Below are 17,299 nucleotides of genomic sequence, written 5' to 3'. Positions count from 1 at the left end.
CAGCGCGTGCATCAATTCGCCAAGAACATCAACCGCAACGTCTTTGAAGTAGCGGATCGCCTGTGGGTAAAGATCGCCCTCGACCCAGAGGAAGAAAAACTACGTATTCCAGGTTAGGCGCGGTTTAATCAATCAACCGGTTGCTCGCGCAGGCGTTGGGCGTTGATGTATTGAATGCCGGCGCCGAAACGATCATGGCGCACCCGGCTGAGGCCGGCAAAGTCGATGCGCAGTCGGTACCAGTGGCGCGGCTCGGCTTTGAGAAGATGACCCAGGATGGCACGGATGACGCCGGCATGGGCGGAGATCAGCAGGTGCTGACCGGGGTGCTGTTCGACTAGGCGGTCGTAAACGGGTCCGACCCGGGCGAGCAGTGCCTCAAGGGTTTCGCCGCCTGGGGGGCGGTGCGTGGCGGGGTCACGATAGAAATTGATGAAGGCTTCGGGTTCCGTGGTGGCAATTTCGCGATGCAGGCGGCCTTCCCAGCGTCCCATGCTGATCTCGCGCAGCTCGGGCTCAATGATCAGGGGTAATTGGTGGCGACCGGCCAGATCGCTGGCAAATGCCCGGCAGCGGCTTAGCGGTGAGGAGACGATTTGCGTCCAAGGCGCCGCTGCGCCGACGGCTTCGTTCATTTGTTGCCAGCCGAGCGGACTGAGCGGATGGTCGGCGTGCTGGCCGCGAATCATCATCCCACCGCGTGGCTCGCCATGGCGAATGAGGTCAACAAAGGTATCGCGCATATTGTGATCTGCCTAAGCCAGGATCAATCGCCGAACAGGTCTTTGAGCGCCTGAATCGTGGTGGCGCGTCCCAATTCACCGATGGCCGTGGTCAGCGGAATCTCCTTGGGACAGACGCGCACACAGTTTTGCGCGTTGCCGCAGTCGCTGAGACCGCCCTGGCCCATAATGCGATGCAGGCGTTCGGTGCGATCAAAACGGCCGGTGGGCTGGGCATTCATCAGGCGAACCTGAGCGAGAGCTGCCGGGCCGACAAAATCCTGGGCATCGTCGTACTGAGGGCAGGCGGCCAGGCAGCAGCCGCAACTCATGCAGCGACTGAAGAGGTAATCCTTGGCCCACTGCTGTTGCGATACCCGTGGGCTGGGCTGATGCACGGCCCAGGGGCCGTCGACGCGCACCCAGGCCTGGACGTGCTTTAAGTGCTCAAACATGGAGCTGCGATCCACCAGCAGGTCGCGCACCAGTGGAAACTTGGGCAGGGGTTCGAGAACAACCGGCTGTTTGAGTTCGTCGATCAGCGCTGAGCAGGCCGGGCGGGGCTGGCCGTTGATCATCATCGCGCAGGCGCCGCAGACTTCTTCCATGCAGTTGTGATCGAAGACCACCGGATCGACGCGCTCACCATCGCTGGTGATCGGGTTGACGCGCAGGCGGCGCAGCACCGCAACGACATTGTCGCGCGGGAAGTAGGGCAGTGCAAAGTGTTGCCAATAGGGCGGAGAGAAAGGATCGTCCTGACGGCGGATTTTGAGTTCGACACTTTCGATGCTGACCGCTGCGTCTGCCGCTTCTACAGCGTCCAGTTCGGAGGTGTCGTGGATCATTTCACCTGGCAAGCTATCGGTGTCGATGTCCAGAATGGCAACCCGGCTGCTGTCCCGGTGGCGTTCGGGCCGGGGAGCGGCGGCGAAGGCTGTGGCTGACTCACTCAGGCGTTCGTTGGTCGGCTCAGGAGCCGCCGTTTGAGGGGCATCAGCTTCCGCCGTCGCCGCTGCATCGGGGCCGGGCGCTTGGCTTGGCGCGGTCTTCTGCTGCGGTTGATCAAATGTTTGGTCTGCGGTTTGTCCCGGTTGCTGCTGCGCTTCCGATCTGGGGACTGGATTGGGTGTTGGGCTGGAGGCCAGATCCGGTTCCTCAAGCCTGGTCTCATCGGCGGATGCCGGGCGCATAGCTTCGGATTGGGGTGCCGCCGGCATCGGATTGGAGTCTGTTGTGTTGGACATCTGCGATAAATAGCTAAATGAGGCTGACAAAAGACGGCATTAGCGATAATCGCGCGGTTGATCAGCGGCGACTAAGCTGGTATCAACCGGTTCGTAACCAATTCTTGGCCCGTCTTGGTGATAGTCCGCGATGGTGGTTCTTAGCCACTTTTTATTGTTGGCTTTCCAGCGCTCGCGATAGATCTCGAAGTCTTCGTCGCCGGTCTTGCTGTGCTTCGGCGGCAGATCCTCAAAGGCGGGTTTGTGATGCGCGCCCCGGCATTCGTCGCGGGCATGGGCGCTGGCCGTGACCACTTGGGCGAGCTTCACCATGTCGAACACCTGACGCGCATAGGCCAGCGTTTGATTGGCCCAGGGGTTGGCCTCGCCGAGCTTGAGTCTGGCAAAGGCCTGCTCCAACCTGACCAGTTCGTCAAAGGCTTCATCGATCAGGGCGTTCTCGCGGATGACGCCGACGGCATCCGTCATCAGAGCGCCGAGGCGCTGGTGGAGTTCATAGGGGTTTTCATTGCCATTGGCATGGATGAAATGATGATTGATCTGGTTCTGATAGCGGATTTCGGCATCGAAAGCGCCCTGGGCATCGGTGCTCACCGACTGTTCCAGACCGGAGACATACGCGGTCACGGCCTCACCGGCGACCCGCCCGGAAAAGGCCGCTGACAGCAGGGAGTTGGCACCGAGGCGATTGGCGCCGTGATAGGCGTAATCGCATTCTCCGCAGGCGTAGAGCCCGGGAATGCTGGTGGCATGATTGCGCGGGCTGTTGGCGCGCAGGCCGCCGGTGGTGGGATCTTTCTCGAAATCCACCCAGAGTCCGCCCATGGCATAGTGGGCGGCGGGGAAAATCCGCATTGGGGTGTTGATTGGATCCACACCCGAGAATTTGCGGTAGATGGATAATATGGCGCCCAAGCGTGTCTCGACTTGCTTGGGATCCAGATGCGTGAGATCAAGGTAGACCTGATCCTGACCACCCACGCCCAGTTCAAGTTCGCGGGTGACCTTCCAGATCGCCCGCGAGGCAATATCGCGCGGGACGGTGTTGCCGTAGCTTGGATACCAGTCTTCCAGAAAATAAAAGCGCTCAGCTTCCGGGATGGACAGGGGCTCACGGCGATCATGCGCTTGGCGTGGCACCCAAATTCGACCGCCTTCGCCGCGTGCGGCCTCGCTCATCAGGCGGGTTTTGTCATCGCCGATCATGGCGGTGGGGTGGAACTGGAAGAACTCGGCATTGGCAAAACGTGCGCCCTGCTGGAACACCCGGCTGGCGGCGGCGCCGGTCGAGTTGGTCGAACAGGTGGTCTTGGGGCTGTAAATCTGCCCAAAGCCGCCGGTGGCCAGCACCACAGCGTCAGCGCGAAAAGCGCGCACCTCCAGGCTGCGCAGGTTCATGGCAACGATGCCACGACAGCGACCCTGGGGGTCCTTGACGATGGCGAGAAATTCCCACCACTCAAGTTTTTCGATCTTTTTTTCGACTTCCAGGCGCCGAACCTGTTGGTCGAGGCTGTAGAGCAGCTGTTGCCCGGTACTGGCGCCGGCGAAACAGGTGCGTTTGTTCTTCACGCCTCCGAACAGGCGCTGATCCAGTCCACCTTCGGGCGTGCGTGAGAAGGCCACACCCATGCGTTCGAAGCTATTGATCAGGCCGGGGGCTTCTTCGCACAACGACTTGACCGGTGGCTGATTGGCCAAATAGCTGCCGCCCTTGAGGGTGTCGACAATGTGCTGTTCAATGCTGTCGCCCTCACCCTTGGTGTCCAGCGCGGCATTGATGCCACCCTGGGCGCAAACCGAGTGCGAGCGCATGACCTCGAACAGGGAAAACAGCTGCACCTGATGGCCGGCCGTGGCAATGCGCAGGCTGGCGAGCAGTCCGGCCAGTCCACCACCAACGACAATAACTGAACGCGCGCTCATTTCAGAAACCCGATTAAACCGTGAGTGCCAAGCGCGCCGAGCACCAGTCCGCTGCCGATGCAGAACCAGCCGAAACGGCGCTGGGCGGCGGCGTCTGTGGTCAGTCCCCAGCTAATGGCGGCCGTGGCAAGCCCGTTGGCAAAATGAAACACCGACAACCAAAGGCCGAACAGATACAGGATCAGGGTTACGGGCTGCGACAGGGATTGTTGCATATAGCGAAACAGATCCGCGTTAATTTGGGGGTCGAGCAGGGCCGCGATCCGGGTCAGGCCCAGATGCAGCGCCAGAAAGGCAATAATGGCAATGCCTGAGATGCGTTGCAGCCAGTACAGCCAGTTGCGCGCATAGGAATAACGCAGCGGCTCGGCACTGCCGCTGCCGATGATGACCAGTCCGTAGCCGGCATGCAGCAGCAGCGGCAGGGCGATGACCAGTACCTCAATGATCAGCAGATAATTAATATCCTGAATGGCGGCGACCTGGGCGTTGTAATGCTCCGGCCCGAAACGGGATTGCGAATTTTCCCACAGATGGAAGATCAGAAAACCGCCGAGCGGAAGCAACCCCAAGGCTGAATGGAGCCGTCGCAGCAGAAAGTGGTTGTCGTGAATGGATGCGCGCATAGAATAATGTGGCTACAAAAAAATGCCAATGCGAGAACTCAACCAGCCCGGGACGGTTGGTGCCTTCAGTGCAGCTTGCCGAGAAAGGGATTGTTGCGCCGTTCAGCGCCAAAGCTTGACATGGGGCCATGGCCGGGAATAAAGCGTACATGGTCACCCAGCGGTAGCAGGATGCGCTGAATCGACTCCAAGAGTTGCTGATGCTGACCGCGTGGCAGATCGGTGCGGCCAATGGCCCCGCGAAACAGCACATCGCCCACCTGCGCCAAGGCACCCTGACGGTCAAAATATACCAGATGTCCCGGTGAGTGACCGGGACAATGCAACACTTCCAGACGTTCCTCGCCAAAGTCAAGGCTTTCTCCGGCCTCGAGCCAGGCATCCGGGGTAAAGGCCCGCTGCGGTGGAAAACCAAACATTTGCGCCTGTTCGGGCAGGGCATTGAATAGAAAACTGTCGTCGCGATGCGGCCCCAGGATAGGCACCTTGAGTTGCTGCGCCAGCTCGGGTGCGGCGCCGACATGATCAATATGTCCGTGCGTGAGCAGAATATGCCGTGGCCTGGCGTTGAACGCGTGCAGGGCGATGATCAGGCGCTCCGGCTCGCCGCCGGGATCAATAATGACCGCTTCAAGCGTCTGTTCGCACATCAGCAGGGTGCAATTCTGCTGGAAGTCTGTGACGGGGATCAGCTTGAATTTCATGCGGTTGGACCGGTGGCGCTGGATGTAGACGAAGAGCCTGATGAGGATTTTGAGGGTTTGGCCAGGATCACCAGCCGCGTACCCGAAAGCCGATCATGCCAGCTTAGTTGATCCCGGTCGATCCAGGCCCACCACAGTCCCAGGCCGGCCGGAGCCATGCACAGCAGGGTAAACCCAAGGCGGCGCAAGGCATCAAGCCAGCGCAGCGCTTGTCCATCCTGACTGCGCACCAGCTGTAAGCGCCAGGCGCGCATGCCGAGCGTTTGCCGGCCCGCTGACCAGAAATACAGATAGTAAAAAGCGCCAACGCTCAGTAGATAGATTTGAAACAAGGTCCTTGGCAAGCCTTGGGTGAGATCACCACCGAGCATTCCGACATAGGGCAGGGTCACTAGGGCGCTGGCCACCACCAGCACGGACGCCAGCAGCATCAGGTCGTAGAGCGCACTGATGAGGCGGCGCACCACGCCCGGCACGCGCGCTTGCTGAAGACTAGCCGCATCCAGGCGGGCCTGAGGTGGAGAGGGGTCTGAAGCTTTCATTCGAACTATTGTCCAGAAAATTGCCGGCGGCGTCATCTGTTAGAATGATGACGGTTGTTTTGTTGCAGGTTTAGGCGCGTGAAACTTCGGCTGATGAAAATCAAACTCTGGATGTTTCGTGTGCTCCGACCGGTGCCCATGCCAGTGATTGCCATTGTCATCGGTCTGGTGGCCGGCTTTGCCGTTTGGATGGTGCTGGATCAGATTCAGAGTCGCGCCATTGAAAAAATTTTCGGCAGCGAGCTGCAAGCCCGGCTTGATCTGCGCTCTCGCGAGAGCCTGCTGCGCTTTAATCAATATCTGACCAACTACGCTGCCACCACCCGGCTACTGGCCAATCACCGGCGCCTGTCGCAGTATTTGGAGCCGCTGTTTTGGTTTCCCGAGGAACAGGTCGAGCCGATTCTTTACGAGGGGTTTCGCCCCTTCTGGCTGCCGGATTTCTTTGAGCGCAACGCCTTGCTGGCGCCCAGTCATGTGGCGCTGGTCGATACCCGTGGCCAGGTGCGCGAAATTTATCAGGCTGGATCCACGCCGCTGCCCGCCGAACTGCTGAGCGACACCCGACAATGGCTCAATGATGGCGAGGAGGTGCGCCCGGTGCTGATTCGTCTCGCCGAACGGCCTTATCTGCTGCTCAGTGATCGGGTGGAAGACACCGGTGGCTACACCATGGGGCGACTCATGGTGCTGGTGCCCATTGATGCGGATTTTCTCGCCGCTTCCAATGGCGCTATTGCCGCTGATCGCAACATTGTGGCGCTGATTGACTCGGATGAGCAGCGCATTCTGGCCAGCGATGAACCCGAACGCCTGGTGCCGGGCACTGCGGTGGATGATTGGACCGAGCTGTTTTTGATCACCCGCCAGTCGCTGCCCGCCTACGAAGGCTCTAACTGGAACATGCTGTTTGCCACCTTTGTTCCGCAGCGCAGCGTGAGGCGCATGTCGCGTCATGTGGTGCATTTTGAGCGCCGCCAGCGCGTGGTAGCGGCACTGGTGTTTATTGGCGTCTTCACACTGGTGTTTTATCTGGTTTCGGCGCGGTTGAACAAAGTCCTGGCGCGCATGTCAGCCTTTTCGCAACGCGCGCTGGGCATTGAGCAGCCGTCCTTCAGTCGCGGCGGCAATCAGCTGTTGTTGCTGGAGGAGTGGATTCAGCAGTTTACCCAGCTGGTACTGCATGCACGCGAGGACATGCGCCGCAAGCACGAAAGCGAGCTGCGCCAAACAGAGGCGCTGAAAGCCGCAATCATGGAGGCCTCGCTGGATGCCATTGTGACGCTCAATCGCGACGGGCGCATCATCGACTGCAACCCCACCGCTGAGCGGATGCTGGGCTTTAACATTGCGCAGGCTCTGGGCGAGCCTTTTGCCGCTGGCTTCATTGCGACGGCAGACCGAGCACGCTTTCAGGATATGTTAAGCGTCTCGGCCGGACACCAGCTCGGCGCTCATCACACCCATGTGCGCGGTGAGCTGCGGGCCCAGCGCAGTGATGAGACGGAGTTCCCCATTGAGCTGTCCATTGTGCCCATCGATCTGGACGAGCAGCGGTTCTACACCCTCTACATTCACAACATTAGCAAGCGCAAGCAGGCCGAGCGGGAGATTAAGAGCCTGGCACGCTTCGCCAGCGAGAGTCCCAACCCCATTCTACGCGTCAACGACCAGGGGGTAATTGTTTATGTCAACGCGGCCAGCGAGCCGCTCATGGCGTTCTGGAAGACGGGATTGCAGGGGCTGATGCCGGCACCCTGGCATGACACCCTGACCGAGGCGCTGCAGGAAGGCGTGACCCATGAGCGCGAGAGCGACTTTGGTAGCCATATCTTTTCGCTGCTGTTCGTGCCCATTCAGGATCTTGGCTATGTGAATGTTTACGCGCGCGACATCACCGCTGTGCGCCGGGCGGAGCAGGAGTCGCGCCAGCATCAGGCCGAGCTGGTGCATGTGTGCCGGCTCAGCACCATGGGTGAGGTGGCTACCGGCATGGCGCACGAGCTGAATCAGCCGCTGGCGGCCATTGTCAACTATGCCAAGGGCGCCAGCCGGCGCCTGCAAAACGGTCTCGGCGACGCTGCGGCACTGATTGCGGCTATGAACCAGATTTCCACTCAGGCCGAGCGCGCCGGGGAAATTATCCGCCGGCTGCGCGCCCTCGTCGGCAAGCAGCCGCCGATTCGCTCGCAGGTCGATCTCAACCATCTGGTGCGCGAAGTCTGTGGCTTTGTTGAGTTCGAAACCGAGCGTCTGGCGTTCAGCATTGCGCTGGACCTGGCTGCGGGGGAAATCCCGGTCAATGTCGATCTGGTGCAAATTGAGCAGGTGTTGCTGAACTTGGTGCGCAACGCACTGGATGCACTCGGCGAACAACCGGAAAACGCACGCGCCCTGACCATCACGACCCGCAGGCTGGGCGAGCACGCCCAGATCAGCGTCGCCGATAACGGCCCCGGTATTCCGCCCGCGCGCATGGAGCGCTTGTTCGACCCCTTTTTCACCACCAAGGACACTGGCATGGGGATGGGATTGCCCATCAGCCAGACCATCCTCGACGACCACCACGGCCGCATTTGGGCGGAATCCGAACCGGGTCAGGGGACGCGCTTTTTCATCCTCCTGCCGATGTCGACTCGGAATCCGCTGCTAACGTGACGGTCTGGGTTCAGGGCCGCGATGGCAGCGATGTGCCAAACAGCTTGCGTCGCACGCTGTCAATATAACCCTGGCTGTCGAATTGTGAAGCCGCCAGTTTGAGGTCTTGCGCAGTGAAGCGGCCCATCAAGGCCAGGAGCTGAGCTTGAGCCATGAAGGCCTGATACTGGGTTGAAACCTGATTTTCGAGTGCTTCGTCGAGTTCGGTGCGCGCGTCGAGCAGGTCTTTCATGGTTGATGTGCCGTCGCGCAGTTGGCGCTCAAAACCAGAAAGCGCGTCGCGATCAGCGCTGACTTCCAACGCCGTACTTTTGCCTTGGGCCCATGCGGACTGAAGCTGTGCCCAGGCGGTTTCGACCGCATTAATCATTCCCATTGACGTACTGCGCGCCTGATTCTTGGCAACGCTGAGATTCGCGCGTGCTTCGCGGACCCGAGAGTAATTCTCGCCCCCGTGAAACAGCGGTACCTGGACTTGCAAACTGAGCGACCAGTCATCTTCGCGCTCGAACTCAGTGTAATCCGTCGCGCTGGTGTAGCGGGAATTGTCCCAGGTGCGGCTCAGGGTGGAATAGGCGGTAATACTCGGCAATAGTTGACCACGCGCCACCTGAATATCGGCAGCTGCCGCGTCGGTGCCGAAGCGGGCCGCGCGCAATGCGGGGTTGGCCTGACGCGCGGCCTTTTTCGCCTCCGCTAACCCGGACGGCGGAGCGGGTAATCCATCCCAGCGCAGCGGAAGCGAACCCGGCGGTGCGCCCGAGACGGCCACATAGTCGCTTTCGGCCTGGGCTAACGAGCCCTGAATAGCGGCCTTGTTGGCGCGTGTCGCGGCCAGGCTGGCTTGCGTTTGGGCGCGGTCGGTGAGGGTGATCAGCCGGTTCTCGAACAGGTCGTCCGATTCCTTGGCAAGACGGATCAAAAACCGCTCGATATCGTCATTTAGCCGCGTCAGCTCACGATAGAGCATGACGGTTGCGTAAGCCTGGGTCGCGGTAAAGAGTGTTTCGGCCACACTCTGATCGAGTTCAGCGACGGCAGCGGCGACTTGCGATTCAGCCGAACTCAAGTTTGCTGAGCGGGCCCCGCCTTCGTAAAGGCTGAGCGACAGCTCAAGCTCAAGTGATCGGTCGGTCAAACGTTCATTGAGGTCGTTGGTGGTATGCAGGTTGGTTACGTCGTCTTTGGTGACTTGATGAATCCGCGAGCGACCTTCGGTTGCGATCAAATCCATCTGCGGCAGCCAGTTCGCGCGCGCCTGCGGGAGCAACTCGGCGCTTCGGCGGACCTCGGCAATGGCGGTTTGAATGTCCGGGTTGGTCTGATAGACCCGCGTGAGCATGGCCGTCAGGCTTTCCGCCTGAACCAGCGATTGCGTAAGCAGACCGCTGACAACCAGGACTACAGTGGTGGGGAGATTGCGATGAGCAGCCATGGTGGAGCGCCTGTGTGCCCAACGAGAGTCATGGCGTCAGTCTAACCCTCGCGTTGCAATCTAGCCAACCTTAATGCAATGGCAACGCATAGCCGAACAAACCGTATGAAAAAGAGAATTATCATGGAGCTAATTTTTAGGCTATGCTTCTACAAGTGAATCAATCAGATTGGGTCGGACGCGGTGACGTTCCAAAGCCAACACGTTTTTTTGATTCACACTACCGATGGACATCGGGTTGCCTCCATTTCGGGGGTGCCAATTGCTTGAGAGGGCAGAAAAATGGCAGCGAGTATCAAGGCAAAAACCGTCTATGGCGCAGCAATTGCTAAGAGCTGGAAAGATCCAGCCTATAAGCAACGCCTGCTGAATGATCCCAATGCTGTCCTCAAGGAAGAGGGGCTGGATATTCCAGCTGGAGTGAAGGTGGAGGTGCTTGAGGATACGGATCAGATTAAGTACGTGGCGCTACCACCAGACATGCATTCCGATCACCCGGATAAGGATAAACTCTACGGGTTTCTCGGCAAGAATTTCCCGCTGGAGTCCGGTCAGGAGATTCGCCTGGTCCAAAACTCGGATACGATGCGCTATCTGACCATTCCGGTCGCTGCGACGATTCTGGGGGCAGCCGCAGTCAGCGATGCCGATCTGGACAGGGTCGCTGGCGGTGATACCGAAGCCACCACGACCAACACCACCGAAGCGGTCGAGGCCGAAACCACCGAGGTGACGGTGACCGAAACGACTGAGCTGCAAGATACCGAAACCACTACCACCGCCGTGGCTGAGGTCGAAGTGGCTGTGGTACCTGGTTTTATCACCTGAAGTTTACGTCATCTTCCTAAAATCCGGCCCTGTGGGTCTTGATACCCGCGTGGCCGGTGCACGCTGCGAATCGCGTTGGCATTGGTAATATTTCCATGACGGACCTCTACCGACCGGAAGCCCTGCGGCGGATGCGCAGTCCCGAGCAGCTCGATGCCATGCTACACCTGACGCATCCGGGCGCCTGGATGCTGCTCGGGATTCTGGGGCTGCTGATAGTGCTGGCGGTTGCCTGGGGTGTGCTGGGGCGTATCCCGATCCGTGTTAACGGTATGGGTGTGATCACCCTGGCCGAGGTGCAGACCTATCGCTTGCAGGCGCAGGCCGCAGGTACGGTGCGCTCAGTTGCGGTTCGTGCCGGGGCGCGAGTGGCCGCCGGGGATCCGGTCGCCATTCTGGCGTTGCCGGTCGATGAGGCGGAGCTGGTCAGTGCGCAGGCGGCGCTACGCCTGGCTCAGGAGCAATACGACACGCAGTCGAAATTTCTGCAGGAAGATACTGAGCTGCGTCGTCGTACCACAACCGAGTTGGAACAGACCCTGCAATCGGTGATTCAGGACAGTCAGCAGCAGCTGAGTTTCCTGCAGGAACTGCTCGACACTCAGAGCGCCGCGCTTAAAAAAGGGTATTACACTCGTCAGCAGGTCGAATCGACCCGGTCAAGTCTGTTTTCCACCACCCAGGCCATCGCTAAGGCGCGTGATCAGATCGCGCAGAATCGGCTGTCGCTGAGCGAATCTGAAAATCAAAACCGCCAGCAGGAGCTGGCGTTGCGCACGGCGGTTGAACAGGCTGAGGCGCCGGTGAAGCGCCTTGTGGCCACGCTGGGCAGCGAACAGACCATCACCGCGCCGGTGGCTGGCGTGGTGACGGAGCTGGATGTCGCCCCAGGCAGCCTGATTGAAGTCGGGCAACTGGTTGCCGTGGTCGAACAATGGGGCAAGACCCTGAACGCGGTTGGCTATTTTGCCGTGGGATCAGGCAAGCAGATCAATCCCGGCATGCAGGCCGAGGTGTCACCCCTGTCGGTTGAACGCGACCGCTATGGCAGTCTGCGCGCCCGGGTTGAAGCCGTGAGCCTGTTGCCGGTTACCCAGGATGCCCTGGTCGCGCGCCTGGGCAATCCGACCCTGGTGCAAACCCTGTTGCAGGGAGGGGCGCCAATCAGCGTCACCCTGACGCTGATCGCGGATGACAAGACCGAAAGCGGTCTGCAATGGACCTCTTCGCAAGGTCCGCCCGTTAAGATCACACCAGGCGATACCGCTGAGGTTTCCGTGGTGGTGCGCGAGGAGCGGCCGATGGAGTTTGTGATTCCACTGTTCGAGGCATGGACCCGCAACTGATGTTTGAGCATCCGTCCCCGTGATACGCGCGCAACGCATTCGCACCCCGACCATCTTGCAGATGGAGGCTGTTGAGTGCGGAGCCGCCGCGCTCGGCATCATGCTGGCGCACTATGGGCGCTGGGAGCCGCTCGAAACCCTGCGCGTCGAGACCGGTGTGTCGCGCGATGGCGCCAAGGCCAGCAATATTGTCAAGGCGGCGCGCCATTATGGACTCAATAGCCAGGGATTGAAGCTCGATCTGGAGGCGGTGCTGGCGCTGCCGCCGCCTTTTATCGTGTTCTGGAATTTCAATCACTTCGTGGTGTTTGAGGGCCATGATCACAGATATGTCTATCTGAACGATCCAGCCGTCGGCCCGCGCCGAGTCAGTCATCAGGAGTTTAGCGACAGCTTCACCGGGATTGCTCTGCAGATGCTGCCGGGGCCTGAGTTTCAGCCGGGTGGCCGGCGTGCAAGTCTGTTCCAGGCATTGCGCGCGCGCTTGCATGGTGCGCAGGGGCTGCTGTCAATCGCCTTGATCGCAACCCTGATGCTGGTGGTGCCCGGTCTGCTGCTGCCGGCGCTGCTCAAGACCTTTATCGACGATGTCCTGGTGCGCGGAGCCAATAGCTGGGTTTTGCCGCTGCTGGTCGGACTGACTCTGGTCGCCGTGTTTTCGATTCTGACCACCTGGATTCAACAACGCTATCTTTTGTTACTGCGCACCCGCCTGGCGATCTCGTCAGCGAGCCAATTCTTTTGGCATGTGCTGCGGGTGCCAGTGGTCTTCTACACCCAGCGCTATGTCGGCGATGTGGCCGCGCGGGTGCAGTCCTGTCATCGTCTGGCGTCATTGTTGTCGGGCCCCCTGTCCTCGACGCTGTCCAATCTGCTGATGATCGGTTTCTATTTGCTGGTGATGCTGGTCTACAGCGTTGAATTGACGCTGATCGTGGTGGCGTTTTCGCTGGCGGGTCTGGGCATCGCTGCACGAATGCGCACGCAGCTGGCCGACATCAACAGCCGTTTGCTCAAACAGAGCGGCAAGCTGACGGGTGTAGCCATGGCCGGTCTGCAAGCCATGGATACTCTGAAGGCCAGCGGCAGCGAGCGGGATTTTTTCGCCTCCTGGTCGGGTCACCAGACGCTGATGATCAATTCCCAGCAGTCGCTCGGGGTCAGCTCGCGGCTCTTGTCGCTCGCGCCCTCGTTACTGAATCAAGGCCTGACATCCCTGGTGCTTGGATTGGGGGGGCTCTTGATCATTGATGGCCATCTGTCGGTCGGGGCGCTCATTGCCTTTCAGAGCATGATGTCGCATGTCACCGGCCCGGTGTCGCATTTGGTCGGTTTCACCGGAACCCTGCAGACGGCGCGCGGCGAACTCCTGCGCATCAACGATGTGCTCGACTATCCGAGCGATCCGCTGTTGACGGCAAGCCTCAGGGCGCGGCAAGCGCCTGCTCTGGAGCCGCCCGCTGCTGAACCCTTGCTGACTGGCCGCATTAGTGTGCGAAATCTTGTGTTCGGCTACAGTCATCTGGACGCGCCCCTGATCGACGGCTTGAGTCTGGAAGTCGAACCGGGGCAACGGATCGCTTTGGTCGGTACTTCCGGCAGCGGCAAATCGACCATCGGGCGCTTGTTGCTGGGACTTTATCCGCCGAGCAGTGGTGAGATTCTCTACGACGGCTGTCCGCTGGCCGAGATTGCGCGCGACCGCTTTACCGCATCGGTTGCGGCGGTCGATCAGGACATCAAGCTGTTTCCTGGCACGGTGCTGGATAACCTGCGACTCTGGGATCCTAGTATCAGTGAAGCGGATGTGGTACGCGCGGCTCGGGACGCCTGTATCCATGAAGTGATTGCCGCCCGTGCTGGCGGCTATGGCAGTGAAGTCGGTATTGCGGCTCCGGCATTCAGTGGCGGGCAAGCGCAACGTCTGGAAATCGCCCGGGCGCTGACGCGCAATCCCAGTGTGATCATTCTTGATGAAGCAACAGCAGCTTTGGAGCCACTGACGGAACAGCAGATTGATAACAATCTGCGCCGACGTGGGATCACCTGCATTCTCATCGCGCATCGATTGAGTACGATCAGAGACAGTGATGAGATCATCGTGCTGGAACGCGGCAAAGTTGTTGAGCGTGGTGATCATGCGGCCCTGGTGGCCGCGCGCGGCGCCTACTTCCGCCTGGTGCAAGCGCAATGAGTCAACCCGGATTTGCCCTAAGCGAAGTCCTGGAAATTTTGGGTTTGGATCTCCGGAAATACCCGGAGCTGGGACGGCGTGAAACCTTTCGGCTGGGCGTCTCACACCCGCCCAGGCTGATCCTGACCGGTGCATTGGATCTCTTTCTGTTGCGCAGCGATGGACCAAACATGGGGCGCCGTCATTATCTGACGACACTGACTGCCGGCTGCCTGTGCCTGGATCTGGACCCGACGTGGCTGGATATGGCGTCGATGCAACTGCTGGCGGTGCCACGTCAGGGCGCCCGCCTGGCGGATCTACCCGACGATGTGCTGGAGCAGACGCCGCCCGATGCGCGCCAGTCCGAGGTTTTGATTTCAGCCGTTGATGCCATGCTTCAGGCTGTTGCCGGAGCGGACTGGCTTCCCCAACCCCCGTCGCGGGTCCGCAAGCCCGCACCTGGGAACTGCGCATTGCGGACTGGAGAGTCTGTGGCAACCGGGCATTTGCAGGTCTTGTGGGTGTCTGCTCCAGCGGGTTGTTTGTCTCCGTTGGGAGACGATGAAAACGAAATATCTCCTGTGAATGGAACGACCGGAAGCCGCCACCCGCCAGACTGTTTCCTGCTGATCGGAAAGCTGTGGCTGCAAGCGACTCGCGACTGTCACTGCAGGGTCGAGCGCTCGCCGGAGCTATTGGCGCGCGGCGCACTGAGTCAGGCGCTGGCCGAGGTACTGAGCTGGCTGCTCACCTTGAGGCTGGCCAGGGTACGGGAGGATGAAGCACGGGAAGGGACGTGCATTGCCCAGACGCAGGAGGCACATGAAAGAAGCGTTGAGGCTTCGCTGTGGTCGCTCGGGGGCATTCTCGGCTTGCGTCGGGGGCGTTTGCCCGCTCCCTCTGCCGAGCCTTTGATTAACGTGCTCTGGCTGGTCATGGACGATTTTGGTTGTCCACGCCCGGATGAAGACCAGCTTCGAGAAGCGATGAACACGGATGACCCAATGTTGGCTCTGGCGCAACGGGCTGGTCTCTTTGTGCGCACGGTGACCTTGGAGGGGGATTGGTGGCGGGATGCTCAGGAACCACTCCTGGCCACCCTGACCGAGCAGGAGGCGCCGTGTCTGCTCCTACCGGGTCGCAAAGGCCGCTATCACGCCATTGATCCTGCCACCGGGACACGGACACCGGTTGATCACCGTCTGGTCGCTCGTTTCCGCAGCGAGGCACGGATGTTCTACCGACCCTTTCCAGACGGCGCGCTGCGCGCACCGGAGGTGCTGCGCTTCGGCTTGCGGCGGCTCAGTTCCGATGCCTGGTTTGTGGTGGCGCTGATTGTGCTGAGCGGCTTGCTGTCGCTGGCCATGCCAACGCTGAGTCAGCGGGTATTTGATCCGATCATCCCGTTGGCTGCAACCGATCAGTTGTTGGTGGTGGTGCTGGCGATTCTGGCCGCCGGCTGGGCGCGTCATGGTTTCGGACTCTTGCAAGGGCTGTATTTGCTGCGCATTGAGGGACGCGTGACGACCTCGGTGCAGACGGCGGTCTGGGATCGCTTGCTGAAGCTGCCGGCGCGGTTCTTTCATGAATTTGCAGCCGGCGATCTGGCCAATCGCGCCATGAGCGTTGATGCGATGCGCAAGGTGCTTTCCGATGTCGCGTTGTCCGGCATTACCCATGGGATGATTGCGATGTTCAGTCTGGCCCTGCTGTTTTATTACGACTGGCGGGTCACCCTGGCGGTGCTGGTCGTGGTGCTGCTCTATGCGGTCATTGCCGTCTATGCCGGGCGCAAGGTGATGGCCAAAAATCGCGACATCCTAAAGCTTGAAGGCCATCTGCAGGGGGTGGTGCTGCGTCTGCTTGATGGCCTGACGAAATTGCGCGTGGCCGGAGCGGAGCCGGCGGCTTTTGCGCATTGGGGGGATTTGTATGCCCGCTTGCAGCAGGTCAGTTTCGATCAGCAGCGGTTAGAAAACCTACTGACGGTGTTCAAATCCGGTTTTTCGCATTTCACCATGGTCGCGGTGATTGTAGCGATCAGTTGGCAGGGACATGATCTGTTGGCCTTTTATCAGACACCGTCGGATTGGGCGCAGCTCGACAGCCGACAGCTGCAAGAGATCATGCCGACCGGGCGCTTCGTGGCCTTTCATGTCGCGCTGGGGCAATTCGTCGGTGGCGTCTTCGGGCTGATTTCTATGCTAGTGCGCCTGAGCATTCTGCCGGCCTATTATGAGCGGGTCGAGCCCATTCTCACGACGCCGACTGAGCAGAGCGAGGGCGCGGCTGATCCGGGAGACATTCAGGGCGAGGTTGCGGTCGAGGGCCTGGTGTTCCGCTATCACCCAGACGCCGCGCCAGTGCTCAATGGCGTTAGCCTGCGTGCGGCCCCGCGCGAGATGATCGCGGTCGTTGGCCCATCGGGCGCCGGGAAATCATCTCTGGTGCGGTTGATCCTCGGCTTCGAGACACCCGAGAGCGGCTCAGTGTTTCTCGATGGCAAGGACATTGTGCATCTGAACAAACACGCGATGCGGCGCGGCTTTGGCGTGGTGCTGCAAAGCGGCGTGCTGCTGTCGGGGTCGATCTACCAGAACATTGCCGGTGGCGCGCAGCTCAGCCGCGAGCAAGTGATGGAAGCGGTGCGTCTGGCTGGGCTGGCCGATGACATTGAAGCACTGCCCATGGGGCTGGAGACGCATGTCAGCGAGGGCGCAACGACCTTTTCCGGCGGGCAGCGCCAGCGGCTGATGATCGCCCGGGCGCTGGTGCATCGCCCGCGAGTGCTGATTTTCGACGAGGCGACCAGCGCGCTTGATAACCGCAGTCAGCAGGCGGTCACCGAGGGGCTTGAGACGCTCAATAGCACGCGCATTGTGATCGCGCATCGCCTGAGCACCATCATGCATGCAGATCGCATCTATGTGCTGGATCAGGGGCGCGTGGTTGAAGAAGGCGATTATCCGACACTGTTGGCGGCGGATGGTCTGTTTGCGGCCATGGCGCGGCGGCAGATGCTGTGAGGTCGATGCAGTGAATCCACACACCAGCACCCGAAGACGGGACGCGAAAACCTTTAAGTGCGC

At 60.3% G+C, this 17,299-nt stretch carries 12 protein-coding genes; 5 read left to right on the top strand and 7 right to left on the bottom strand.

What is annotated here, in order from left to right; all coding sequences use genetic code 11:
- Positions 1-128 precede the first annotated feature (128 nt).
- The 6 genes from CKO36_RS14960 to CKO36_RS14935 all read right to left on the bottom strand — a co-directional run bounded on the left by CKO36_RS14960 (position 129) and on the right by CKO36_RS14935 (position 5,767).
- Complete coding sequence (locus CKO36_RS14960; protein ID WP_200285168.1) at positions 129-743, bottom strand: histidine phosphatase family protein; 615 nt, start codon at positions 741-743, stop codon at positions 129-131.
- Positions 744-766: 23 nt separating this feature from the next.
- Positions 767-1,969: a succinate dehydrogenase iron-sulfur subunit gene (gene sdhB / locus CKO36_RS14955; protein ID WP_242469641.1), complete on the bottom strand. Its 1,203-nt coding sequence runs from the start codon at positions 1,967-1,969 to the stop codon at positions 767-769.
- Positions 1,970-2,008: 39 nt separating this feature from the next.
- Positions 2,009-3,895 (bottom strand): succinate dehydrogenase (quinone) flavoprotein subunit, encoded by a 1,887-nt coding sequence (sdhA, locus tag CKO36_RS14950; protein WP_200285166.1) that lies wholly within the window; start codon positions 3,893-3,895, stop codon positions 2,009-2,011.
- A complete protein-coding gene (locus CKO36_RS14945; RefSeq protein ID WP_200285164.1) occupies positions 3,892-4,521 on the bottom strand; it encodes a succinate dehydrogenase/fumarate reductase transmembrane subunit in 630 nt (209 codons plus the stop codon). The genes sdhA and CKO36_RS14945 overlap by 4 nt, the downstream gene beginning before the upstream one ends.
- 65 nt (positions 4,522-4,586) lie before the next feature.
- On the bottom strand, positions 4,587-5,225 hold the full coding sequence (locus CKO36_RS14940) for an MBL fold metallo-hydrolase (RefSeq protein WP_200285162.1): 639 nt from the start codon (positions 5,223-5,225) through the stop codon (positions 4,587-4,589).
- Positions 5,222-5,767 (bottom strand): RDD family protein, encoded by a 546-nt coding sequence (locus tag CKO36_RS14935; protein ID WP_200285160.1) that lies wholly within the window; start codon positions 5,765-5,767, stop codon positions 5,222-5,224. Before CKO36_RS14935 ends, CKO36_RS14940 begins: the two co-directional genes overlap by 4 nt.
- 93 nt (positions 5,768-5,860) lie before the next feature.
- Here CKO36_RS14935 and CKO36_RS14930 point away from each other — a divergent pair, with 93 nt between their 5' ends.
- A complete protein-coding gene (locus tag CKO36_RS14930) occupies positions 5,861-8,425 on the top strand; it encodes a sensor histidine kinase (protein ID WP_242469640.1) in 2,565 nt (854 codons plus the stop codon).
- A 10-nt stretch (positions 8,426-8,435) separates the two neighbouring features.
- On the opposite strand, the gene CKO36_RS14925 is transcribed toward CKO36_RS14930, so the two are convergent.
- Complete coding sequence (locus CKO36_RS14925) at positions 8,436-9,860, bottom strand: TolC family protein (RefSeq protein WP_200285159.1); 1,425 nt, start codon at positions 9,858-9,860, stop codon at positions 8,436-8,438.
- Positions 9,861-10,142: 282 nt separating this feature from the next.
- Between CKO36_RS14925 and CKO36_RS14920 the strand changes: the two genes are divergently transcribed.
- The 4 genes from CKO36_RS14920 (at position 10,143) to CKO36_RS14905 (ending at position 17,236) form a co-directional block, all read left to right on the top strand.
- Positions 10,143-10,688, top strand: coding sequence for an NHLP leader peptide family RiPP precursor (locus tag CKO36_RS14920; protein ID WP_200285157.1), 546 nt, complete (start codon positions 10,143-10,145; stop codon positions 10,686-10,688).
- 95 nt (positions 10,689-10,783) lie between these two features.
- Positions 10,784-12,034, top strand: a complete 1,251-nt coding sequence (locus tag CKO36_RS14915; RefSeq protein ID WP_200285155.1) for an NHLP bacteriocin system secretion protein — start codon at positions 10,784-10,786, stop codon at positions 12,032-12,034.
- 19 nt (positions 12,035-12,053) lie between these two features.
- On the top strand, positions 12,054-14,228 hold the full coding sequence (locus CKO36_RS14910) for an NHLP family bacteriocin export ABC transporter peptidase/permease/ATPase subunit (RefSeq protein WP_338053497.1): 2,175 nt from the start codon (positions 12,054-12,056) through the stop codon (positions 14,226-14,228).
- The gene (locus CKO36_RS14905) at positions 14,225-17,236 is read left to right on the top strand and encodes an NHLP bacteriocin export ABC transporter permease/ATPase subunit (protein ID WP_200285153.1); all 3,012 of its coding nucleotides are present in this window, start codon (positions 14,225-14,227) and stop codon (positions 17,234-17,236) included. Before CKO36_RS14910 ends, CKO36_RS14905 begins: the two co-directional genes overlap by 4 nt.
- Positions 17,237-17,299 lie beyond the last annotated feature (63 nt).

This window comes from Rhabdochromatium marinum (genome assembly GCF_016583795.1).
In the GTDB taxonomy this organism is placed as follows: Bacteria; Pseudomonadota; Gammaproteobacteria; order Chromatiales; family Chromatiaceae; genus Rhabdochromatium; species Rhabdochromatium marinum.
The sequence above is the reverse complement of the archived record's forward strand: the minus strand, read 5'-3'. Positions and strand labels throughout refer to the sequence as shown.

Excerpts from the sequence above, each read along its gene's own strand:
- CKO36_RS14945 (WP_200285164.1), bottom strand. The coding sequence starts at position 4,521 with ATGCGCGCATCCATTCACGACAACCACTTTCTGCTGCGACGGCTCCAT.
- sdhA (WP_200285166.1), bottom strand. The coding sequence starts at position 3,895 with ATGAGCGCGCGTTCAGTTATTGTCGTTGGTGGTGGACTGGCCGGACTG.
- CKO36_RS14935 (WP_200285160.1), bottom strand. The coding sequence starts at position 5,767 with ATGAAAGCTTCAGACCCCTCTCCACCTCAGGCCCGCCTGGATGCGGCT.
- CKO36_RS14930 (WP_242469640.1), top strand. The coding sequence starts at position 5,861 with ATGAAAATCAAACTCTGGATGTTTCGTGTGCTCCGACCGGTGCCCATG.
- CKO36_RS14960 (WP_200285168.1), bottom strand. The coding sequence starts at position 743 with ATGCGCGATACCTTTGTTGACCTCATTCGCCATGGCGAGCCACGCGGT.
- CKO36_RS14920 (WP_200285157.1), top strand. The coding sequence starts at position 10,143 with ATGGCAGCGAGTATCAAGGCAAAAACCGTCTATGGCGCAGCAATTGCT.
- CKO36_RS14915 (WP_200285155.1), top strand. The coding sequence starts at position 10,784 with ATGACGGACCTCTACCGACCGGAAGCCCTGCGGCGGATGCGCAGTCCC.
- CKO36_RS14905 (WP_200285153.1), top strand. The coding sequence starts at position 14,225 with ATGAGTCAACCCGGATTTGCCCTAAGCGAAGTCCTGGAAATTTTGGGT.
- sdhB (WP_242469641.1), bottom strand. The coding sequence starts at position 1,969 with ATGTCCAACACAACAGACTCCAATCCGATGCCGGCGGCACCCCAATCC.
- CKO36_RS14940 (WP_200285162.1), bottom strand. The coding sequence starts at position 5,225 with ATGAAATTCAAGCTGATCCCCGTCACAGACTTCCAGCAGAATTGCACC.
- CKO36_RS14925 (WP_200285159.1), bottom strand. The coding sequence starts at position 9,860 with ATGGCTGCTCATCGCAATCTCCCCACCACTGTAGTCCTGGTTGTCAGC.